This window comes from Teredinibacter haidensis, assembly GCF_014211975.1.
Classification (GTDB): Bacteria; Pseudomonadota; Gammaproteobacteria; order Pseudomonadales; family Cellvibrionaceae; genus Teredinibacter; species Teredinibacter haidensis.
The window spans coordinates 4,758,674-4,777,430 of record NZ_CP060084.1; the positions used below are offsets into that span (position 1 = coordinate 4,758,674).

General features: G+C 46.1%; 17 protein-coding genes and 1 riboswitch. Of the genes, 8 read left to right on the forward strand and 9 right to left on the reverse strand.

The annotated features are described in order from the left end of the window. Nucleotides 1-56 precede the first annotated feature (56 nt). The gene (locus H5715_RS19345; protein WP_075186535.1) at nt 57-1,808 is read left to right on the forward strand and encodes a hypothetical protein; all 1,752 of its coding nucleotides are present in this window, start codon (nt 57-59) and stop codon (nt 1,806-1,808) included. A gap of 115 nt (nt 1,809-1,923) precedes the next feature. On the opposite strand, the gene H5715_RS19350 is transcribed toward H5715_RS19345, so the two are convergent. Next, nucleotides 1,924-2,394 (reverse strand): hypothetical protein, encoded by a 471-nt coding sequence (locus H5715_RS19350; RefSeq protein WP_075186536.1) that lies wholly within the window; start codon nt 2,392-2,394, stop codon nt 1,924-1,926. A gap of 194 nt (nt 2,395-2,588) precedes the next feature. Here H5715_RS19350 and H5715_RS19355 point away from each other — a divergent pair, with 194 nt between their 5' ends. The 6 genes from H5715_RS19355 to H5715_RS19380 all read left to right on the forward strand — a co-directional run bounded on the left by H5715_RS19355 (nt 2,589) and on the right by H5715_RS19380 (nt 6,499). Beyond that, entirely contained in the window at nt 2,589-3,002 is a 414-nt protein-coding gene (locus tag H5715_RS19355; RefSeq protein ID WP_075186537.1) for a DUF6088 family protein, read from the forward strand. After that, nucleotides 2,992-3,903, forward strand: coding sequence for a nucleotidyl transferase AbiEii/AbiGii toxin family protein (locus H5715_RS19360; RefSeq protein WP_075186538.1), 912 nt, complete (start codon nt 2,992-2,994; stop codon nt 3,901-3,903). The genes H5715_RS19355 and H5715_RS19360 overlap by 11 nt, the downstream gene beginning before the upstream one ends. 97 nt (nt 3,904-4,000) lie before the next feature. Continuing rightward, nucleotides 4,001-4,732, forward strand: a complete 732-nt coding sequence (locus tag H5715_RS19365; protein WP_075186539.1) for an RHS repeat-associated core domain-containing protein — start codon at nt 4,001-4,003, stop codon at nt 4,730-4,732. Further along, the gene (locus H5715_RS19370; protein WP_075186540.1) at nt 4,732-5,349 is read left to right on the forward strand and encodes an SMI1/KNR4 family protein; all 618 of its coding nucleotides are present in this window, start codon (nt 4,732-4,734) and stop codon (nt 5,347-5,349) included. Before H5715_RS19365 ends, H5715_RS19370 begins: the two co-directional genes overlap by 1 nt. A 21-nt stretch (nt 5,350-5,370) precedes the next feature. Further along, nucleotides 5,371-6,045: a hypothetical protein gene (locus H5715_RS19375; RefSeq protein WP_075186541.1), complete on the forward strand. Its 675-nt coding sequence runs from the start codon at nt 5,371-5,373 to the stop codon at nt 6,043-6,045. A gap of 4 nt (nt 6,046-6,049) precedes the next feature. Further along, nucleotides 6,050-6,499, forward strand: a complete 450-nt coding sequence (locus tag H5715_RS19380) for a hypothetical protein (RefSeq protein ID WP_075186542.1) — start codon at nt 6,050-6,052, stop codon at nt 6,497-6,499. 340 nt (nt 6,500-6,839) lie between these two features. Here the strand turns inward: H5715_RS19380 and H5715_RS20455 are convergent, their stop codons facing one another. The 8 genes from H5715_RS20455 to H5715_RS19415 all read right to left on the reverse strand — a co-directional run bounded on the left by H5715_RS20455 (nt 6,840) and on the right by H5715_RS19415 (nt 17,039). Beyond that, nucleotides 6,840-6,965 carry a hypothetical protein gene (locus tag H5715_RS20455; protein WP_281388172.1) on the reverse strand — a complete coding sequence of 42 codons (126 nt, stop codon included), beginning with the start codon at nt 6,963-6,965 and terminating at the stop codon, nt 6,840-6,842. A gap of 338 nt (nt 6,966-7,303) precedes the next feature. Beyond that, nucleotides 7,304-9,139 (reverse strand): allophanate hydrolase, encoded by a 1,836-nt coding sequence (atzF, locus tag H5715_RS19385; protein ID WP_075186543.1) that lies wholly within the window; start codon nt 9,137-9,139, stop codon nt 7,304-7,306. Next, nucleotides 9,132-12,743 carry an urea carboxylase gene (gene uca / locus H5715_RS19390; RefSeq protein ID WP_075186544.1) on the reverse strand — a complete coding sequence of 1,204 codons (3,612 nt, stop codon included), beginning with the start codon at nt 12,741-12,743 and terminating at the stop codon, nt 9,132-9,134. The genes atzF and uca overlap by 8 nt, the downstream gene beginning before the upstream one ends. Before the next feature lie 124 nt (nt 12,744-12,867). Then, nucleotides 12,868-13,506 carry an urea amidolyase associated protein UAAP2 gene (locus H5715_RS19395; RefSeq protein ID WP_075186545.1) on the reverse strand — a complete coding sequence of 213 codons (639 nt, stop codon included), beginning with the start codon at nt 13,504-13,506 and terminating at the stop codon, nt 12,868-12,870. Then, nucleotides 13,503-14,234, reverse strand: a complete 732-nt coding sequence (locus tag H5715_RS19400; RefSeq protein ID WP_075186546.1) for an urea amidolyase associated protein UAAP1 — start codon at nt 14,232-14,234, stop codon at nt 13,503-13,505. Before H5715_RS19400 ends, H5715_RS19395 begins: the two co-directional genes overlap by 4 nt. Then, the gene (locus tag H5715_RS19405; protein WP_075186547.1) at nt 14,235-15,038 is read right to left on the reverse strand and encodes an ABC transporter ATP-binding protein; all 804 of its coding nucleotides are present in this window, start codon (nt 15,036-15,038) and stop codon (nt 14,235-14,237) included. Nucleotides 15,039-15,043: 5 nt separating this feature from the next. After that, complete coding sequence (locus tag H5715_RS19410) at nt 15,044-15,874, reverse strand: ABC transporter permease (RefSeq protein ID WP_075186548.1); 831 nt, start codon at nt 15,872-15,874, stop codon at nt 15,044-15,046. 61 nt (nt 15,875-15,935) lie between these two features. Continuing rightward, nucleotides 15,936-17,039 (reverse strand): putative urea ABC transporter substrate-binding protein, encoded by a 1,104-nt coding sequence (locus H5715_RS19415; RefSeq protein ID WP_075186549.1) that lies wholly within the window; start codon nt 17,037-17,039, stop codon nt 15,936-15,938. Nucleotides 17,040-17,097: 58 nt separating this feature from the next. Beyond that, nucleotides 17,098-17,242, reverse strand: a riboswitch (guanidine-I (ykkC/yxkD leader). 426 nt (nt 17,243-17,668) lie between these two features. Between H5715_RS19415 and H5715_RS19420 the strand changes: the two genes are divergently transcribed. Beyond that, on the forward strand, nt 17,669-18,601 hold the full coding sequence (locus H5715_RS19420) for an SMP-30/gluconolactonase/LRE family protein (protein WP_083608104.1): 933 nt from the start codon (nt 17,669-17,671) through the stop codon (nt 18,599-18,601). Nucleotides 18,602-18,757: the final 156 nt, after the last annotated feature.

An 18,757-nucleotide genomic window follows, 5' to 3' on the forward strand; every position in this document is an offset into this window, starting at 1 on the left:
GTTTCTTCGCTTTTTTTAGGGAATGCTTAACGATGCATAAGACAAGGATTGGAGAAATGAACTACGAAAGATCGCAAGACGAAATGCTGGGGTTTGTTGAAAACCCTCGCAAACTGTCCGAGTACCTTTTAGATTTGTCCATAGCTCAAAGTTGGAAAGAAAGAGTTTTTTCCAGTATTAGGCTCTTGCAGGGTAACCTTTCTCCTGACGAATCAAAAAGGCTTTTTTATAAGGTGGTGGCAAATTATTTAATGCATAACTGTATCGATGACGCTCCTAGTCTTTCCAAAGCTGATCGAGTCACATCATTAGAAGAGCTGGATAAGGCAATTGAAAACTTCAGGAAACACTTTTCCATAGATACTGCTATTTCGACGAACGACAAAGATATTTCAAAATACTTGTTGGAAATGATTCGACTGCAAATGGCAACCAAGATGGAGTATCACCAAAATCGAGTATGTGAATCATTGGGCATACCGTTTAGTTCAGGTGAGTCAATTTTATCGATGCCTCATGTTTGGTTGTCATTTTACTATAGCGAATTGTGTTTGTTGGTGAACAGCGATGTTCTTCACGTCAAGTTTTATAAAAATAGAATCTATTTGATGCCTTCACATAGATTTGAAAAAGAGATGCTCCAGTATTGGTTTTCGGAAACAATTGAAGGGTTGAGTACACAATCGGACGATAAAAATATAAAAGCTATTTTGGCGAGTACTGCTCTGTATTCTAGGAAAATCCCATTCAGAAGAATGGAAGTAGTGGTGGATTTTATTCTAGATAAAGTTTTTTCCATTCATGTTAAATATCTAGACGAATACCTTAAAGAAAACGAAAGTTACCAGATGCTGAGAAAACTAATTGCTTTCGCTTCTATTGTTGAGCGAAATTTTATGAGTGGCATCTATGAAACACGCTCATCTGATATATCTGGCGCGGCGGGAATCGAATCTGAGTTCTTATCTGAGATAGATAAAGTTGTCTCTGGATCAAATTCGGAATGTAATGCTTATGTGACCAAAAGGGGTGATACGTATAGGCATGGTACGTTAGGCTTTAAATTTGGTCTAAAAAAACTTGCTGGGGATATGGTCAAGTTTCGAGAAGGAGAGCGAGCGCAGGGAACGTTTGGTGGTGTTTTGGGTAAAAAATTTGAAGTTGAATATTTAAAAAAATATATTGAAAGGTGTAGTTACAGAAAGTACAAGGTTCTTCCGGGATTTAAGTCCAAAAAAGTCAAGGATAACATCGACGGGTATGACGTGGATTTGATTTTGCGTGATGTTGAAAGGGACTTTTATTATTTCGTCCAAGTGAAATACAGTTTGCATAAGCTACCCAAGTATTTTTCTGAACAATATAAATTTTTTAACGATAAAGATTTTATGGGTAAAGGGTTCAAACAAATTAGAACTCTTAAGAATCATTGCTTTACAGATGATGTCATTCGTAAGAAGCTTATAAGCTCTGGAGCTAGGGGAGCTTCGGCTGAAAATTCTGCTTTCTTGGTTGTCCACAACATTCCTTACTTAAATTTCTACGAGTGTGACAATATAGTATTTTACGAGTGGAACACTTTTCGAGCCATATTAAATGGCGGTCTTCAGTTTATCGATATTGACGGAAAGCATGAAGAAGTTAGAGTGGGCTTTAAAGGGGAGTTTGAAGATCCAATTGGATTGATTGACGGCTACTTTAACGAACCTAAATTCGGGCCTCATTTTCAGCGAGGGTATCATGCGTTTTGCTCCTTTATGAGTCGCTCCTCGGTTGGCAATTACACTTTGCTTTGTAAGATGCTGTAGTCGATTGTCTGGGATTACGATGGAGGCAACTTCTCAAAAGTCTAAATAATTGAGAAGTTGAGGTTGGACCTGCTCAATTCTGGCGTTTATTGAGCAGGTTGTTACTGCATTTGAATCAGGTCTTCGACCAAGGGGATAGTTCGATATCATTCTTCTTTGCTGTTTTGTATGCACCAGCCCTGTAAAAGCCACCTCCAAAAAATAGTAAAAGCGCAAATCCGAGTCCCATCATAAGCTTGAGCCCGCTAGGCGGGTTTAGCAGTAGTAGAGCTGTTACGCATATCGCGTATATCAACATCCAAGCTGAGAGCAGGCTTTCGATCGTGATCAGAATCCAAGATGAGGCCAGTTTTGAGGTGTTGGAAGGGGAAGGAATGTCCTCAAAATGCTCTTCTAGTTCTCTTTGCAGTCTCGCGTACGTGCACCGAACCCCGTTAAAAGCATGATCAATCGCTTTTTTGAGCGGCGCATAAAGCCTGTTTTTTCTTAAATAGCTCTCTATCAGCATGAACAGCAGGATGTATGCTAAAGCCGGCTTGAGCTCATCGAATGAAATTAGGTGAACGATCAGTTCTTGTGTTGTCATATTTGGCCTCGGCTTCTAGGTTAAATCGTAGTGGTGTGTTCTTATATTTTTTTTCGAGGTATATAGTATTATAATCTGGATGGAATTTTAATAAATATTGTAAGTATCTGTTTTATATGGCTATATGTGATTTGTTGTATCGCTCTATGTGTCGTATAATTGTTATATCTGATGTCGTATATTTGTAGGCTGTTATGGCTCTTAAGACTTTGAAAAGTAAGATAAAATACCGAATCAACAGGAGTAAGGCTGCAGTCTTTACTCCTGGGGATTTTTTCGACCTATCGGATCGTGATCAGATAGGTCGAGTGCTACGTCAGCTGGTTACTGAAGGGGTTTTGGTGAAATTTGGTCGCGGTTTGTATGCCAAGGCGAAGCGTTCGAAATTGACCGGTAAGCTGATGCCTGTGAAGCCATTGCCTGACCTGGCCAAAGAAGCTTTGAGCGATAAGCTGAAAGTGGAAGTTATCGCATCAGTGGATGCCATAAGCTACAACCAAGGTGGTACCACTCAAGTCCCAACAGGGCGTGTCATTGCAGTGAAGGGGCGTGTATCCCGAAAAATGGCCTTCGATGGTAAGTCAATAAAGTATCAATATGTCTCTTGATCCAGACATCGTTCTTGAGATCGCGACAGAGCTTGGTGTGGATCCAGCCTTTGTCGAAAAAGATTGGTATTCCGTTCAGGCGCTTTCGTTGATCGCCGATTTTTCTCCCCAAAGTATTACCACTATCTTCTCCGGTGGTACAAGTCTCTCAAAAGGCTACGGTATTCTACAACGATTCTCAGAAGATTTAGATTTTCGTTGTCGATATGAAATTGAAACTTCGAGCAATCAGCTTCGAAAAATTAGATCTGAATACCGAACCGAGCTAATTAAAAAGATAAGTAGCTGTGACTTTGTTTCACTCGATGAATCAGATATTGCCAAAGCCAGTAACTACATAAAGTTTCCTTTATCGTATGAAGAGAAGCAGTTTGAACATGCTTCGCTTCGGGCAGGTTTACAGGTTGAATTTAGCTTTACGCAACCTCGGCTTGAACCGGAGATTCGAGAGATCCAATCATTTTTATCGCAATTTACAAATGGCCCGGCTGAAACAAAAATACTTTGCCTATCTCCAGTTGAGACCGCGTCCGATAAGTTGAGTGCATTAACATGGCGAGTATTAAAACGTGATCGAAGCGATAAAAATGATGATCCTGCGATGATACGGCACCTTCATGATTTGTGCGCATTGAAAACAACAGTAGATAAAAATAAAGGTCTTTTTATTGATACAGCAGAGTCTGCTTTTGAAACAGACCAAAAAACAGGAAAGCGTTATACCGAAGACGGTTTTGTCGAATCAATAAAATCAGCGATTGTGTTACTGGGTCAAGATGATGAATACCGGAGAGAATATGCTCATTTTGTTGAGGCAATGTCTTACGCGGATGACGAAGACAATATTGGTTTTGATGAAGCGAAAGCAAACGTTGAAGAGTTGGTAAGCTATTTCAGTTGAAAATTGAGAGGGGAATAGAAAAAGCGGTAAGCATCGACACGAGAATTGGCTGGACTGTATCTGATACTACCTAAGAGCGCGGTATTACGATCAGAATGTGGGTCGTTTTACGCAAATGGATACTTACGCGGGTAACTCTCAAGACCCAGTTACTCTCAATAAGTATGTTTATGGCAATTCTGATGGAGTTAACTGGAGTGATCCAAGTGGTCATTTTGGGCTGGCGAGTTTTAGCACTAGTTTTAGTATGCAGGGAATTCTGGCTGCATCAGCAATTACAGCTGTTGGCTTGAGTTCTGTTGATTTTTCTACGAGTTCTAATTCTACAGATTCAATAGTCAATACAACTTATGGAATTCTCTGGAATGTTATTGCAGTGAGTCATTTTAACTCTGAATTGGCTACTGGCGCTACATCGGCTAGTGGGGCCAAAACAAAGAGGAGGGAGAGAAGCCCTAATGATGGACACCATACCATCCCCATTTATCTTTGTGGTGCTAGAGCACAAAAATTATCATCAATAGACCGGAAGCAGCATGGTGCCCTGCATGCTGGTTTGGCGCTTATAGCGGTAGCTAAAGATTCTGCAGAAGCAGCTGCTGATAAAATGATCCCATTTACTCGAAGGCGTAGTGGTGCAGTTCTAGATTTGGCTGGGTCTAAAGTGGGGCGCCGTGTGATTTCAGGGGCTATTCAAGGTTTCTATCAATATGCAGGTTGGTGGAGTCAAGGAACTCCAACTATAGGTTCAGTTTTCCCTGAAGAAAGAACCAAATATATCAGTGGACATACATCTTTACCTGAGTGTACAAGAGCGAGGCCTCAATAATGTTTACGGAATTATCTGTATTGTTGGAAAGAAAAAATCAACGCTTTATCTGTTCATCTTTAAGTGAGGTGGCTGGGGGGGAGGATAAATTTATTGCGAATATAGAGCATGAAGTTTCTCCTCCAGTTGATGAGTGCCTACTAGAAAATGCTATTAACATTGTAGGAGGGCAATGTGAGTTTATTGATTTTTTTAAAAAATTTGGCAGTATCCGTTTATTTTGTGATTCTAAATCTGACTCTTCGGCCTTTTATATTGCACACCCTAATGAGTGGAGTGAGTTGAAGGGTGAGTTGATGAGTTGGTTTGATGGTTTAAGTGTCAGTGAATATGAAGGCTTGATTCCTGATTGGGCTAAAAACGCAATAGTATTTGGTGAAATCCCCAATTCCAGTAATTACTATTTATATCGAGTAGATAGCTTAGAGTGTGGAGCTATCTATGAGTTTGTACATGATGGATTTGAGTTTGTAAAAATAGAGAATACTTTTAATGAATTTATTGTGTACCTGTCAACTATTACAGAAGAGTTGATAAATAGCATTCAGACTTATACTAGGTGCTCTGATGGGGAAACTGATACTCAGTGGCTCCCCGTAGGCTATGAATATGGTTGAATTACGCAAATGGATACGTGGATGGGTAATAACTCTGATCCAGTTACGCTTCACAAGTATTTGTATGGGGGGGCAAACCCAGTGATTAATATTGACCCTAGCGGTAATTCTTTTTTAAGTATGGCTGGAGGCGGGTCTGTTCGAAGTATTCTAGGGAATCTCGCGCGACCAAATCTCAAGACGATAGTCGGAGGAGCTGCTGCGAATGATGCTATTTATGCTGCTGGTGCTACATTAAGCTCAAAGCAAATAGGTTTGTTTGCACTTGCGGCGATGGGGGCCTCCGGTTTGGCTCTTTTCGAAATGGCGGTTGAAACTGAAGGGGAGGACCCTGAAGATCCAGAGATTTTATATCATGGTACGAGTTCAAATATAGCCTCGAAAATTGTTATACATGGATTTAGGTCTGCTCCAGTATTTTTTGCGGAAGATTTCGTATCAGCTCGTGTATTTGGGGCTACTCGAGCGGGGTTGAATAGTTCAAGTAATGTGACGGTTATTGAGTTTACTATTCCTCAAGCAATTGCTGATGCGGCTATCACTTACCGAGGGTTGATTGGAAGTTATTGGGGTGTTCCTTTCGTGGATATTCCCGGAGGATCAGGGAATGAGAGAGTAATTCCTACTGATGGTCAGATGCAGATATTTAATGGTGCGCTGAAGGCCGGGGTGATTTCTCAGCGTAGATTAAGGTGAACCCATGAAAGATGAACTGTCACATTTAGTACATCAACTTAAAGGAAAGTCTCATCCGAGAGATTTAAATGTTGAGTTTATACGATATGGAGAGAAAGGTTTCTGTGCGCTGCTAGATCTATTCGAATCTTCATGTGAAAGCGAGAATCAAATGTCGAATGCGCTTATGGTGATGTTTGATATGGTATGTAAAGGTATGCCGGATAGAAGCTCTGATTTGTTTCGCTTGGCTGTTTCATTGCTCTGTGACAGTCGAGTCGGTGTTAGGACGGCCGCTGCAAAAGTCACAGTGGGAATGTTGAGCCTATTAGATGGTAATCCTAATTTTTTCGATTTGGGGGATGTAAGTAAAAATATTCTTGCTTTGAAACTAAAGCAAGCGTTAGATTTAAAAGTTAGTAAACAATCTGAACCTTATATAGCAGGCTATTTAAAAAAATTAGGACACGACTAAACAAGACATATATGGACCTCCCTGAACTGTCAAACAAAATAATCCCGTGACTTCAATTTAAGTTGAAGTCATAGAAATAATCGAGACACCCACCGTAAGCCCTAGCATCAGCGGGGGCTTAAATTAAAGGGGGTTTATTTATCGAGTCCCCACCAGAAGCCTAGTTTAATTGCTGGGCTGTCTTTAAGGCGCCGCTTGCTGGATAACGGTGTCGAGCATATCCATTACAAACTTCTGTTTAGATTTGGGTAACTGGCTAATCAGTTCCACCTGCTTTAGTAGCTTAGAAATAATCGAGATACCCACCGTAAGCCCTAGCTTCAGCTAGGGCTTTTTACATTTAGCCGCTTGTTCTTCTTCCGCTATCCCAGCGCCGTGATTGATACTTAATAATCAGGCTCTCCAGTACTTCCCGAATCACCATCTGTTCATCTTCTGGCATCTGGTTAACCGCTTCTAGCTTCAAGGCTAAATCGTTCTCTGGTACACGCTCATGTTCATCAAATAGCAAGAAGTCGGTGCCAAACCTATGAGTCTAGATTCAAACTGGGTGGTGAGTATCAGCCATTCATGGCTGGATACATTTAATCTCTCGAGAGCTGCCCGCAAACTCGGCGAGCTTTATGTCAGGGAATCGATACGTCGTGCTATCGAACGGTGGCCATCACCTGCACGGGTGGGTCATTTTACTACAGGAAGCCTCCATCCGGCTCCCCGCGCGCGGTGTCTCGGTCGCACCGGCACGTTGTAGGGTGTTACACGCGCCAGAAAGGTCGTGGTTGAGCTACCAGGGCAATGCTCATGCTACTTATTGGGCGTCCCATTTAGTAGATATGCCCGCCATGCGCTGTGTTGTGTAATCTCTTCCGCCCCGCTCAAACCCCAGTCATCGCAAATAAAGCCACTTAGCCATCGGCCATCTTCCATTTCCACTTTTCCAATACCCAATGGGCTGGGTATTTCGGCAATAAATGAGCCTAATTCGCTCGCGGGTATACGCCATATTTCGACGTCGATACACGCATTGCTGCGGCTGTCGCGTACCAGTGCGGGTCGAATAGGCGGGCCGCCAGACAGGGCGTAAAAGCGATAGTTTGCGGATGTTTTGGTGCGTTCTTTAAGTTGTGCGCCGCGTTCGGTAAGTTGCCAATTAAGCGCTAGGCCTTCCATATGTGCACCGCAGACGACGATATCGATTGCTCGGTAGGGTGTTTGTTTCTGTGAGTTTCCCTGGTCACGAAATTCGCCAGAAAAAGCACCGAGCGGTAATTTTAGGTGGTTTTGAAGGCTTGCAGCCATGGACAATAATACTTTGTCGGTGAACGCCTGATGAAAAAGTGTAACGCCGAAGCCAACACCATTTTGGTAAAAACCTGTGGGAATCGCAATTGCGGCGCAGTCCAGCAGGTTCATAAAATTGGTGTAAAAGCCAAGCTGCGAGTTGAGCGCAATGGGATCGTTTTCAACGGCTTCTATGGGAAAATAGTTGGGGTTGGTGGGGGTGATAATGGCATCAACTTTCTGTAACTCAACAAGCGCTTGCTGTCTAAATTTTTGTAATTCATAGCTGGCTTGAAACGCGTCACTGGCGGTGGGCTTTTGTCCTTCGCCAATAATTGTTTGGATAACGGGTAACAGGGCATCGGGCTTGCGATGAAAAAGTTCGTGGGTGGCAATATAGCGTTCGGCCACCCACGGGCCACCATAAAGCAGTTTAGCCGCTTGTAGAAATGGTGTGATATCGATATCGACAAGTTCAATGGTATCGGGAAGTTGCTTAGCAATAAATTCGTGAAATAACTGCTGGCCTTCGACATTGCCAAAAAATTCCAGGCTTTTTGTTGAGGGAATACCGAGCTTACGTTTAGCCTCTGTTTTTTGGTAGTAGCGGGAACCATTTGAATATATGTTTTCGCGACTGAAGGGATCGTTGCTGTCGAAACTCACCGCCGCATCAAATACGGTATTGGCATCGTCACCGTTCAGGGAAAAAATGCTCACGCAATCCAGTGAGCGACACGCCGGGACGACACCATGAGTACTTATCAGACCTCGGCTCGGCTTTAGTCCGACAAGGTTGTTGAGCGATGCGGGAACACGTCCCGAGCCAGCAGTATCGGTGCCCAGAGAAAAACTAACGAAGCCCTTGGCCAGGGCGATGGCTGAGCCAGAGCTGGAGCCCCCGGAAATTATCGTGGGGTCAAACGCGTTTTTACAGGGGCCCCAAGGTTTTGGTGATCGAACGCCAACGAGCCCAGTAGCGAATTGATCCATATTGGTTTTACCCACAGGAATAGCGCCAGCTTCAATAAGACGCGCTACCACCGTGGCCGATTCGCTGGGCGTATAGCTAAAATCTGGGCATGCGGCTGTGGTGGGAACCTGAGCCAAATCGATATTATCTTTAACGGCAAAGGGAATACCGTACAGGGGCAGTTCGTGTGCAGTGTACTGGTTTAAGCGATCAATATAGGGCTGTAACTCCGCGTTTGAAAGACGGTGAATCCAAATGGGATTATCGGTTTCATCATCGGCGGCTTTTCGCAATGCTTGCAGCAATTGTTCGGGCTTGAAATCACCTGCGCGGTAATGGTTTAAAAGGCCGCTGATGGTTAAATCAATTTTTTTCAGGCTAAGCATGTTGTATCACTCCCATAATCTGCCCTGCGGTGATTTGATCGCCTTGTTGTCGCATAATCGTTTTGACTATGCCCGCACTTGGAGCGACAACGTCGATTTCCATTTTCATTGATTCTAAAATACATAAGGTTTGACCTTCGCTGACCTTATCTCCTTCGGCTACCTGCCACTGCCAAATGCTTCCGGCAACGTGGGATTCGATAGCCGAGCAGTTTTCCTCGATCACATTGTTATCGTCATTGGCTTTGTCTGCCATTTTGTGTTCGAAAGTCATTAGGCCGCTGGCGTTCCAGTGGGCCAGTTCCTGTTCATATGCAGACTCTCGTTTGGTTACGAAAGAGCTGATTTCTTTATCGTGTTGTTGTAGCGATTCCTGGTATTCCTTAAGGTTGAATTCCGTCTGTTCAATATTAAGTGGGTACTGCCCTCGTGGAAATTTTTCACGAATTTCCAGTAATTCAGCCGCGCTTACCTCATAGAAACGAATTTGATCAAAAAAGCGCAGCAGCCACGGTTTTTCAAATTCGGTGGTTTGACGGATTTTGTTCCACATTTGCAGTGTGCGGCCAATAAACTGGTAACCGCCGGGCCCTTCCATCCCGTAAACACAAAGGTAAGCACCGCCAATGCCCACGGAGTTTTCGGCGGTCCAGGTACGGGCTGGATTGTATTTTGTGGTGACTAGGCGATGGCGGGGGTCCAGCGGTGTGGCCACCGGCGCGCCCAGGTAAACATCGCCCAAGCCCATAACAACGTACGTTGCGTCGAAGACAATTTTTTTAACGTCTTTAATACTGTCCAAGCCATTAATGCGGCGAATAAATTCGATATTGTCCGGGCACCAGGGGGCATCCTTGCGCACAGACTGCATATATTTAACGACCGCTTGTTTGCAGGCGTCGTCATCCCAGCTTAGCGGGATGTGAACAATGCGCGAAGGCACCGTTTGCTGCTCGAGGTTTTCGAATTTGCTTTCTTCTCTGACCAGCAGTGAAATCAGTGTAAGCGCCGACATGCGCAAACTGTCATAACGTATTTGCAGAGAGCGTATGCCGGGGGTGAGTTCGAGTATTTCGGGCTGAGCCAGTTTTTGTAGGTTTAGCATCAGTGCATGAACGCGAAAGCGCAGGGCGATATCGAGCTGTTGGGGGCCGTACTCGACCAGCAGGTATTTATCTCCGGCGGCCCGGTAACACACTTCAACACCGTTTTCCTCCTCGGAAATTCTATGCAACACGGGGCTGGACTGTTGAATATCTACGGGCTTTATCAACGGCAGAGATGCGTTAACGTCGAGTGTTTTAATAATGTTCTTTTGCGCGGATTCTAATTCGCCTGCCGATTCAAGCGAGACCGGGATAAAGCGAACTTTGTCACCGGCTTTTAATTGCCCTAGCTTCCAGAGGTCTGCCTGAATGACGGTGGCTGGGCAAACGAAGCCGCCCAGTGAGGGGCCGTCGGGGCCGAGAATAACAGGCATATCACCGGTAAAATCGACAGTGCCTACCGCATAGGCATTATCGTGAATATTGGATGGGTGCATCCCCGCTTCACCGCCGGATTTACGTGCCCATTGGGGTTTTGGTCCGATCAGGCGAATGCCGGTTCTACTGGAGTTGTAATGAATTTCCCAGTCGGTGGAAAAGAACATTTCCATATCGGCGGGGGTAAAAAAATCGGGTGCGCCGTGCGGGCCGTATATTACGTGCAGGGAAATAGTGCCGGAAAGTTGCGGCCGAAACGCTTGGATATTGGCTGTGATGGCGGCGATAGTTTTCGCTTCGGCGAGATGAAGTACGTCGCCCGTACGCAAGCTTCTTCCGCTGAAGCCACCAAAATTGCCGAGCGTAAAGGTCGATCGGGAACCGAGATAATGATTACCATCAATGCCACCCGCAATAAGAAGATAGCATCGGGCTCCAGCACTAAGGGGTTTGGTGATTTTCAGCGTTTGTCCGGCTTTGGCTTGGTAGCGGGTGTAAAATTCAATGGCTTGATTATCGAGGCTTGTCGAAAATTCGGCGCCGGTCAAAATAAAGTCGCAAGCTTTATTAAATACGAGGGTAGGGCCGTGGAGCGTAATTTCCAGGCCCGCTGCTTCGCCGGCATTGCCAAGCGCACGATTACCTAATTGGAACGCATAGGCGTCAAACGGCCCTGAAGGCGGAACGCCAACATCCCAATAACCCGTGCGGCCTGGGTAGTCTTGAATTGTTGTCATGGTGCCAGCAGAAAGCACATCAATGGTTGCCGGGCTGAAGGTAAAGCTGTCCAGGTAGCGAGTATAGATTTCACCTTTTTCAAAAACGTCGGTGTTTAACAGTGCCGATACATAGGTGAGGTTTGTTTCTATACCTTGCAGGGTGATGTGGGAAAGTGCTTGGGTTAAATCGGCTATCGTTTGCTCCCGAGAGCTAGCCGTGCAAATAACTTTGGCTAGCATGGGATCAAAGAACGGCGATACATCAATACCGGTTTCTATCCAGTGGTCAATACGTAGTTTATTGCTGGTTGCCGGAAACGCTACCTGCGATAGCAGGCCCGCGCAAGGCTGGAAATCTTTATGAGGGTTTTCGGCGTAAATACGTGCCTGAATGGCGTGACCTTTGGGTGTAAGTTGCGCGCGTAGGGTTTGAATATTGCCCAGTTCTCCGGCGGCTTGCTTTACCATCCACTCCACCAGATCAACGCCAAAAATTTCTTCGGTAACGCCGTGCTCAACTTGCAGGCGGGTATTGACTTCCAGAAAGTAGAATTGATCGTTGCTTTGGTCGTATATATATTCGACCGTACCGGCATTAACATAATTGACGGCGGCTAATAGCTGCGTTGCGGTGGCATGGAGCTGGTTTCGAATAGCATCGGGAATATTCGGGGCGGGAGTTTCTTCGATCACTTTCTGGTGGCGGCGTTGCGTAGAGCAATCTCTTTCACCGAAAGCAACGGCATTACCTTTACCGTCGCCAAAGACTTGAACTTCAATGTGTCGGGCGAATTCAATATATTTTTCGACGAAAACACCATCGTTGGAAAAGTTATTTGCACTCAGGCGCTTAACCGAATCGAAACTTTGGCTCAGTTCGATTTCGTTTCGGCAGACCTGCATTCCTATGCCACCGCCGCCGGCGGTACTTTTCAGTATTATAGGAAAACCAATGGTTGTTGCGGTCGCTACGGCTTGGTCTACCGATGCCAATAGCTGGCTCCCCGGTAGCAGTGGTACGTTGTTGGTTTCGGCGAGGTGACGGGCTTTGTGCTTAAGCCCAAAAGCGTTCATATGTTCTGGTGTAGGGCCAATAAAGGTAACACCCCTTTTCGCGCAATGGGCAACAAATTCCGGGTTTTCACTTAAAAAACCGTAACCGGGATGCACCGCGTCGACACCTGCCGATTGAATAATTTCGAAAATTTTGGCGGTGTTAAGGTAGGTGTCACTGGCAGCGCCGTGGCCAAGGCTAAAGGCTTGGTCGGCTTGGCTTACGTGAAGTGAGTGTGCATCCGCTTCGCTATAAACGGCCACGGATTGAATGCCCATCTTTTTTAAGCTGCGAATAATTCGGCTAGCAATTGCGCCTCTATTGGCGATAAGTACTTTGCTAAACATGATCCAGTTCACTCATGTTTATGCAGGTCGTCCTGCGTTTATAAAACGTTTTAATCCGGTCGTCCGGGTGACGCTGTTGGGTGTTTGGCTGGTGCTAAAGCGTTATAACAAAAGCTAAAAACATCTAATTCCAAATGCTCAGTTCTACTGGTGTTGGGTTATAGCCATTGCAGGGGTTATTTAGCTGTGGACAGTTGGATATCAAAATAAAGATATCCATACGCGCCTGCATCTCAACGTATTTTCCCGGTGCGGAAATACCATCTTCGAACGTTAGACCGCCGTCTGGAGTGATGGGAACGTTCATAAAAAAATTAATATTGTGGGTGATGTCGCGCTTGGATAAGCCCAGCTCGCTATTTTCTGCAATGGCCAGCATCCAGCTATCGCGACAGGCGTGCATACAGCGTTTGTCGAGATCGTAGCGCACGGTATTGCTTTCGGTTGCGCAGGCGCCGCCTAATGTGTCGTGGCGTCCACAGGTGTCGGCGGTAATTTCCAGCATGGGGTTGCCGAGATTGGATAGCAGGAGGGATCCCGCAGAAAGATACACATTGCCCTGCTCGCGAATGGTATCCATAGCGCTATAGCGCTCGGCGATATTATCAACGTTATAGAAAAGTGTATCGGCCGCTTGGTTCCCTTCGGTATCGGTAATGCGGAGGGTTTGGCCTTGGCTTATTTTTTTCAGCAGGTAGTCGCCAGCCGGAATAACGATGGAGTCTATAGCGTCGGCTGCGTTTAAGGGGCTCTCTTTGATCATTGTGATTCTCCCGCAAGACCCAAATGGTAAAGGCGATTGTTTTCGAAACCTCGGTCGTTTTCGGGCCTGAAATTTTTGCAGTAGTCGTCTGTGGTAACGGGAGAAGATTCAAAAAGCTCACATAATATTGGTTTTCGCGGGTACTCTTTTTGTGCGTTAAGTGGGTGAGGGCAAGAGTGCATAACGATTAGCGTATCCATTTCAAAGCGCAGCGAAACAGTTGCTCCAGGCGCGGATGAATTATTCGCTAGGCTAAGGGCGCCGTTGGAATCTGCTTCAACTTTACTAAAAAAATTCAGGTTCGCGCCCATGTCTCTTTCGTTTAGGCCGTATTTCGTAAGTTCGACCAGGAACGCGTCAAAACCATTTTGTTGCCAATCGTTATTGGCTTCTTGGTAATTTAGGCCGCCCCACTTTTTTTCCACATGTGTTCTACTGGAGTTTCCGCAAACCGATTCGTGCCAACCGTGGGAATCCTCCACGATTGAGCAGAAAATTCTGCCCATATCGGAATAGAGGCAGTTGCCTTTGGTAAGCTTGAAGGTGTGTTGGCATTTTAATGTGTCTGGTGCGTTATAGCGTTCCAGCAGGTTTTCCGGGTTGTAAAACATCATGCCTAGGTTTGCACCGCCGTCAATATCGGTAAGCTTAAGCGTAAGCCCCTTGCGTATTTTAAGGGACCAGTGACTCGCGGGGGGCAAGATGTAGGAATAGAGTGTGTCGGACATTTAGTGCTCCTTTGCTAGCGTTTGAGCAACGTTTTTGTTCGCGTGAACGAGCGTTTTGTCTATTTCGTTGTAGTGCTGAGGGTTTATCTCTCCAACGGGAAGATCGTAGGTGATTTGTGCACCGAAAGCGTTTGGTGCTTGCGGGTCGTAGCGGTCTTTATCGAAGACCAGTAAGCGCGTACCCAGAGAAAAGCCTTCTTTTATGTCGTGAGTGATCATGAAAATGGTGAGTTGATGTTCTCGCCATAGTGTTAATACCAGCTTGTGCATATCTGCGCGGATACCCGGGTCGAGAGCACCAAAGGGTTCGTCGAGCAGCAGAATACGCGGTTTTTTTATCAGCGATTGGGCCAGCGCAAGCCGTTGTTGCATACCGCCAGAAAGTTCATGGGGGTATTTGTCTGTGGCAGGTTCCAGCCCTACGGCAGCGATCATTTGCCGCGCTTCTGTCAGCGCTTTTCGTTTGGCGGAGCCGAATAATTTCGCCAGTATTGGGCTGCTTTCTAATTCTTTCGCCAGCAATACATTTTGTAGCACGGTTAAATGCGGGAATACCGAGTAACGCTGAAATACAATGCCGCGCTCTTCATTGGGTTCGGCAGGTATAGGGTGTTGATCCAATAAAATGCTGCCTCGGCTGGGTGTTTCCGTACCCAGTAGCATTTTTAGGAAGGTTGTTTTGCCACATCCAGAGGCGCCGACGATGGTAACAAACTCTCCTTTTTCAACGGTAAGGTTTAGCTGTTCAAGCACAATTTGGTCGTCGAATTCTTTCCACAGATTTTTAATATGTAAATAAGACATAGCGCTTAGGATTCCCCGTTACTTGTCTGGCGGTGAAACCAGGGGTATAGGTAGAAAGAAAGCGACTTCAATAGGTAATCGATAACAAAGGCGAGCAGGGTAATCCATACGACGTAGGGTAATATCACATCCATGGACAGGTAACGACGCACGAGAAAAATGCGGTAACCCAAGCCGTCGGTTGCGGCTACGGCTTCTGCCGCAATCAAAAATAGCCAAGCGGAACCCAGCGAAAGTCGCACTGCTGAAATTAAGCGTGGCATGACCTGTGGCAGAATAACGCGCAAGATAATCTGCCAGGTGTTGGCGCCGAGGGTTTGCGCTTTAATAACCTGCTCTGCCGGAATTTCCTGAACCCGCTGTAGCATATCTCGGGTCATAAAGGGCGTAATACCAATTACAATTAATACCACCTTAGACGTTTCACCCAGGCCAAAAATAATAAATAGAATGGGCAGCATCGCCATCGGCGGCACCAGAGAAATGGCCGTAACCAGCGGTGAAAGTTTTGCGCGAACAAAAGGAATGGCACCCATCAAAACACCCAGTAGTAGGGCGAAACCGGCACTAATCGCAACGCCGGTGGCAAGGCGGCGCAAGCTGCTCGCGGTGTCTTTCCAGAGTAAATAATCCCCTGATCGCTTGTTGGGTTGAAATGCCATGCGATCAATGGCTTCGGCAAAACTACTAAACGCAGGCAGTAACTTGTCGTTGGGGTTTTCAGCCAGGCGTGCGTTGGAAGCACTGAGGTAAACCAGTAGCAGTAACACGAATGGAAGAAGCCCCAGAAGACGGCGAACCGGGCGCGATGGATGTCGATTGATAAGTTTTTTCATGCCGTTGGGGGCCTTTATACTATTCGCAGAAACAGTGGCTTTTTTTGGGGTTGGTTATCGCTTAAAGCGTTCCGTCTTGTGCCATTTTCATGTAGGCAGGCGCGAAACGAAGCTTCACATTTTCTGGGTCGCCATAAATACCCGTGGGCGTTTCGATACCGATAAAGCTTGCGTCGGTGGCGCCTTCTCCGAGTAGTCCGTGGGCATGTGAAAATTCGGCAACGTACTTCATGGTGGTTTTTAATTGTTCGCTGTTAACAAAGGCAACGGCATCAGCGGGTTGATAAAACATGTTTGTGGATGCGAGCTGTGCGTCATATCCGGCGAGGTCTGTACCTGAGGCGGTGCCCATGAAGGTGCGAGCAGCAGCGCCGTCTTCGGTTTTCGCGCTCATAGTCGCCATGATTTCATACCAGGCTCCGACCAGCGCTTTACCAAGTGCGGGGTTTTCTGCCAGTGTTTTGGTGTTGACTACCATAAGGTCGATAATTTCGCCGGGAATGTTGGATGAGTCGTAAACTTTATTGGCGTTGGGGGAGGCAGTGATTTCGCTAAGCAGTGGGTTCCACGTGACTACCGAAGTAACATCGTCGGTGGAGTAGGCGGCAACCATATCGGCATCGGAAATATTGACTACGCTTACATCTTTTTCAGAAAGATCTACCGACTCTAAACCGCGTGCAAGTAAATAGTGAGATACGCTGAGTTCAACTAGGTTAACGGTTTGGCCTTTTATATCTTCGAGGCTGGTTTTGTTTTTAAGTACCACACCGTCATTGCCGTTGGAAAAGTCGCCGACAATTAATGCCGTTGTATCGACTCCGCCCGCCGCAGGTATGGTTAGCGCATCCATATTTGTCATGGTACAGCCGTCGTATTCACCCGCTGTGTACTGGTTAATGGATTCGATATAGTCGTTAATTTGGGTGACTTCAATTTTGATGCCGTACTTGTCGGCCCATTTTTTTACGATGCCTTCTTGGGCGCCAAAATCCCAGGGCATCCATCCTACATAAATAGACCAGCAGACTTTAAATTTTGCGGCTTCAGCCGTTGCCGTGAGTGTAGAAGACGTTGTTTCGGGGCTAGCGGGTTTTTCAGAACAGGAAAAAAGAAAGGCGAGAGAAAAGCTAAGAAAAATACGGGTTACTGTTTTGATAGACATGATTAACCTCCTAGGGTCACACGAAAAAAGAGGACGCAATGATTCCACATTGCTAATAACCTCCCGGGCTTTTATCCCGCCGTGTAACCTTCGAAAGTCAAACGCCCCGTTCTATCTGATACCGGGCGCCCTTGCAGGGAAGGTCGATAGCTCTCGGACCAGTCATCACCTTGCGGGTGATCGGAACCCTAGCTGTCTATTGTTAATCGGGAACCTCAACAACGTAGTGTCATTGAATCCTCGTGTGCCAGAGGTACAGCAATTCTAGTGCCAGACGGGTTTATACGGCGTCGCGGCGAGTTGAAGCAAAAAATAGGGTTATTGTTGCGCCATTACGGGGCGTTTGTTGTGGGTTTGCTTGCATATGGGGCGCGCAAAAGCGATAACAGGAGTAGGCGTCTTTCAATGACAAGCTGTTCGGTTTTGTCGGGGATAATTCCCGGTGCAGTCAGTTTTTGCGCTGGTATAAATTGACTAGCTCCAGCTGTTCTCGGTGGGAATTTATATATCACTGTACATCGCCCCGGTTGCGTTGCCTCTCTGGAGCGTGGGAACGAGTCGTGCGTGATATTCTATGTGCATACCATGGGGGTTCTTGCTTGTGCTTTTGATTGTAGGGGTGCTTTAATATGAAATTTTTTATTTTTGCCGTCACGCTGGCTTTCTTGACGGGTTGTGGAAGCAAAGCTCTCCATACTTTGGACGGCACCCTTTTGCTGCAGGGGGTAGAGCCTGCTCAGTTGAACGCTGAACCCTACCAGCTTACCGAGGGCCCGACCTGGGATGGCGGTAACTTTGTCTACTTTACTGAAATTTATAAAAGTCGAATTCATCGCTACAACATTGTCCATGGCACCTTTGAGTTGGTGCGTGAGAATACGCAAAATGCGAATGGTCTGCGGTTTTCTCCCGACGGTTTGCTTTGGGTTTGCGAGCAGAGTGCGGGCAGGATTGTTCGCTTGAATAACGAAACGGGTAAGGTCGTCACCGTTTCGGGCGAGTACGAAGGCAAGCCTTTTAACCATCCAAATGACTTGGTGTTAGATAAAAGCGGGGGCGTTTACTTCTCTGATCCTGTCTGGAACGAAACGCTACACCGAAAGCAGCCAGTCAACGGTGTTTACTACGTAAATGCAGATGGCGACGCTCGTCTTCTAATTAACGATATGGATAAGCCCAACGGTGTTCTACTTTCGCAAAATGGGCGTTTTCTTTACGTTGTCGATATGGGGACGGATGAGTTTCGGCGCTATCGCGTTGTAGGGCCTGGGCAGCTTGCAGACAAAAAGAGCTTTGCGCGCTTTAATCTTGACGATATAGATAGTGCTATGCCAGATGGTATGGCTGAGGATGTCGATGGCAATGTTTATGTTGCAACGAATAACGGTGTGCAGGTGTTTGATCGAGAGGGGCGTTACCTGGGCCGGTTTGCGCTAGATCAACGCCCAACAAATTTGGCGTTTTTTGGGAAAGCATTAAATCAACTATTTATCACCAGTATGAACAATGTGTATTCCGTCCGACTGAACACTGTCGGTGTTTCGCCATTTTCTTCGAGGTAAGAGGTTCGGCCTTGAGAGGGCACATTTTGGCCGTGACTTTCGCTAACAGGTGAGTTCTCGACCTTGCTTCCTCTGCACAATTCCAAATATTCGTCATTTCGAGTGTTTTTTTGGCGCGCTATCAGGGGCTTATGATCGATTTGAGATGTAAGCTCC

Coding starts and splice junctions, on each gene's coding strand:
- H5715_RS19380 (WP_075186542.1), top strand. CDS start 6,050: ATGAAAGATGAACTGTCACATTTAGTACATCAACTTAAAGGAAAGTCT.
- H5715_RS19410 (WP_075186548.1), bottom strand. CDS start 15,874: ATGAAAAAACTTATCAATCGACATCCATCGCGCCCGGTTCGCCGTCTT.
- uca (WP_075186544.1), bottom strand. CDS start 12,743: ATGTTTAGCAAAGTACTTATCGCCAATAGAGGCGCAATTGCTAGCCGA.
- atzF (WP_075186543.1), bottom strand. CDS start 9,139: ATGCTTAGCCTGAAAAAAATTGATTTAACCATCAGCGGCCTTTTAAAC.
- H5715_RS19395 (WP_075186545.1), bottom strand. CDS start 13,506: ATGATCAAAGAGAGCCCCTTAAACGCAGCCGACGCTATAGACTCCATC.
- H5715_RS19345 (WP_075186535.1), top strand. CDS start 57: ATGAACTACGAAAGATCGCAAGACGAAATGCTGGGGTTTGTTGAAAAC.
- H5715_RS19350 (WP_075186536.1), bottom strand. CDS start 2,394: ATGACAACACAAGAACTGATCGTTCACCTAATTTCATTCGATGAGCTC.
- H5715_RS19370 (WP_075186540.1), top strand. CDS start 4,732: ATGTTTACGGAATTATCTGTATTGTTGGAAAGAAAAAATCAACGCTTT.
- H5715_RS19405 (WP_075186547.1), bottom strand. CDS start 15,038: ATGTCTTATTTACATATTAAAAATCTGTGGAAAGAATTCGACGACCAA.
- H5715_RS19415 (WP_075186549.1), bottom strand. CDS start 17,039: ATGTCTATCAAAACAGTAACCCGTATTTTTCTTAGCTTTTCTCTCGCC.
- H5715_RS19360 (WP_075186538.1), top strand. CDS start 2,992: ATGTCTCTTGATCCAGACATCGTTCTTGAGATCGCGACAGAGCTTGGT.
- H5715_RS19420 (WP_083608104.1), top strand. CDS start 17,669: ATGAAATTTTTTATTTTTGCCGTCACGCTGGCTTTCTTGACGGGTTGT.
- H5715_RS19375 (WP_075186541.1), top strand. CDS start 5,371: ATGGGTAATAACTCTGATCCAGTTACGCTTCACAAGTATTTGTATGGG.
- H5715_RS19355 (WP_075186537.1), top strand. CDS start 2,589: ATGGCTCTTAAGACTTTGAAAAGTAAGATAAAATACCGAATCAACAGG.
- H5715_RS19400 (WP_075186546.1), bottom strand. CDS start 14,234: ATGTCCGACACACTCTATTCCTACATCTTGCCCCCCGCGAGTCACTGG.